Genomic DNA, 1,814 nt, shown 5'->3' on the forward strand with positions numbered 1-1,814 from the left:
ATGAGAGATAAGTTTCATGGTCAAAAGGGAAAGAGCCCAGACCATCAGCTAAGGTCCCAAAGTACGTGTTAAGTGGAAAAGGATGTGGGATTTCAGAGACAACTAGGATGTTGGCTTAGAAGCAGCCATACATTCAAAGAGTGCGTAATAGCTCACTAGTCGAGAGATCCTGCGCCGAAAATGTCCGGGGCTAAAACACGACACCGAAGCTATGGATTGCAACTAAAGTTGCGATGGTAGAGGAGCATTCCTGTTGCATAGAAGCTGTACCGAAAGGAGCAGTGGAGTGATAGGAAGAGAGAATGCCGGAATGAGTAGCGAGAAAGAAGTGAGAATCTTCTTGGCCGAATATCCAAGGTTTCCAGAGTAAAGCTGATCTGCTCTGGGTAAGTCGGGACCTAAGGTGAGGGCGAAAGCCGTAGCCGATGGACAACAGGTTGAGATTCCTGTACTGCTGATAAACAGAACTGTGGGGACGCAGGAGGATAGGCAGACCGGGGAATGGAAAGACCCGGTTAAGCACAAAGCCGAGCCTGACAGGCAAACCCGTCAGGTGATGGTGAAGTGTGATAAGGACCGAAAAAAAAGTAGGGAAGCTGCCGAATCCACACTGCCGAGAAAAGCCGCTATAGATTTATCAGTACCCGTACCGTAAACCGACACAGGTGGATGAGGAGAGAATCCTAAGGCCGACGGGAGAAGCGTTGTTAAGGAACTCGGCAAAATGACCCCGTAACTTCGGGAGAAGGGGTGCCTGCTGAAAGGCAGGCCGCAGAGAATAGGCCCAAGCGACTGTTTAGCAAAAACACAGGTCTCTGCTAAACCGAAAGGTGAAGTATAGGGGCTGACGCCTGCCCGGTGCTGGAAGGTTAAGGGGAGAGGTTAGGGAAACCGAAGCTTTGAACTTAAGCCCCAGTAAACGGCGGCCGTAACTATAACGGTCCTAAGGTAGCGAAATTCCTTGTCGGGTAAGTTCCGACCCGCACGAAAGGCGTAACGATTTGGGCACTGTCTCGACAACGCGCCCGGTGAAATTGTAGTACCGGTGAAGATGCCGGTTACCCGCGACAGGACGGAAAGACCCCGTGGAGCTTTACTGCAGCTTGATACTGGAATTCGGTATTGCATGTACAGGATAGGAGGGAGACTAAGAAGCCAGGACGCCAGTCTTGGTGGAGTCGCCGGTGGGATACCTCTCTTGTGATACTGGATTTCTAACCTGAATCTGTGAACCAGATTAGGGACAATGTCAGGCGGGCAGTTTGACTGGGGCGGTCGCCTCCGAAAGAGTAACGGAGGCGCTCAAAGGTAACCTCAGAATGGTTGGAAACCATTCGCAGAGTGCAAAGGCAGAAGGTTGCTTAACTGCGACAGCGACGGCTGGAGCAGATACGAAAGTAGGACTTAGTGATCCGGTGGTAAGAAAGTGGGATTGCCATCGCTCAACGGATAAAAGCTACCCCGGGGATAACAGGCTTATCTCCCCCAAGAGTTCACATCGACGGGGAGGTTTGGCACCTCGATGTCGGCTCATCGCATCCTGGAGCTGTAGCAGGTTCCAAGGGTTGGGCTGTTCGCCCATTAAAGCGGTACGCGAGCTGGGTTCAGAACGTCGTGAGACAGTTCGGTCCCTATCCGTCGTGGGCGCAGGAAATTTGAGAGGAGCTGTCCTTAGTACGAGAGGACCGGGATGGACGAACCTCTGGTGAATCTGTTGTACTACCAAGTGCACAGCAGAGTAGCCAAGTTTGGAAGGGATAAACGCTGAAGGCATCTAAGTGTGAAGCCCACCTCAAGATAAGATTTCCCATAGC

General features: G+C 51.8%; 1 rRNA gene. It reads left to right on the forward strand.

Features of this window, described 5'->3' with window-relative positions:
• Positions 1–1,814 (forward strand): 23S ribosomal RNA (locus tag JOD07_RS15235); the annotation flags it as partial.

Source organism: Defluviitalea raffinosedens (assembly GCF_016908775.1).
Lineage (GTDB): Bacteria > Bacillota > Clostridia > Lachnospirales > Defluviitaleaceae > Defluviitalea > Defluviitalea raffinosedens.